The sequence below is a fragment of the Streptomyces niphimycinicus genome (assembly GCF_018883605.1).
Lineage (GTDB): Bacteria > Actinomycetota > Actinomycetes > Streptomycetales > Streptomycetaceae > Streptomyces > Streptomyces niphimycinicus.
The window spans coordinates 1-592 of record NZ_JAHLEM010000762.1 but is presented as its reverse complement, the minus strand read 5'-3'; the positions used below and the strand labels follow the sequence as shown (position 1 = coordinate 592).

The 592-nt window shown below is 77.0% G+C and carries 1 protein-coding gene; it reads right to left on the bottom strand.

Annotated elements, in window-relative coordinates; all coding sequences use genetic code 11:
• Positions 1-564: bifunctional 4-hydroxy-2-oxoglutarate aldolase/2-dehydro-3-deoxy-phosphogluconate aldolase (locus tag KN815_RS42120; protein ID WP_216347053.1), on the bottom strand; the 564-nt coding region annotated here is incomplete at its 3' end.
• Positions 565-592 lie beyond the last annotated feature (28 nt).

The following is a 592-nucleotide window of genomic DNA, read 5'->3' as shown; positions in this document are numbered from 1 at the left end:
GCCGTCGGCCGCGTCGCCGACCAGCGGCGAGCCGATGCCGACCGCGGTCGCACCGGCGGCCAGGTAGGCGCGGGCCGCGGCTTCGTCCACACCGCCGACCGGTACGAACGGCTCGTGCGGGAACGGCCCCCGCAGGGCCTTGAGATAGTCGGGGCCGCCCGCCTGCGCGGCCGGGAAGATCTTCAGCGCCTCGGCGCCGAGCGCCCGCGCGGCGATGACTTCGGTCGGCGTCATGACCCCCGCCAGGACCGGCAGGCCCAGCTCGCGTGCGGTGGCCATCCCCGCGCCCAGGCCCGGGGTGACGGCGAAGTCGGCGCCCGCCCGGTGGACGGCGTGGGCGTCCTCGGCCGTGAGCACGGTGCCCGCGCCGAGGGGTCGGCCCGGGCCGAGGGCCTCGCGGGCCCGCTCGATGACGGTCAGGGCGTCCGTGCCGGACAGCGACACCTCGATCAGCTCGATGCCCTCGTCGGCCAGGGCCAGTACGGTGCGCAGCGCGGCCTCGGGGTCGTCGCCGCGCACGACGGCGACCAGCCGATGGGCGGCCAGGGCGGCTCGCAGGTCCACAGGGGGAACTCCTCGAACTCCTCGTAGA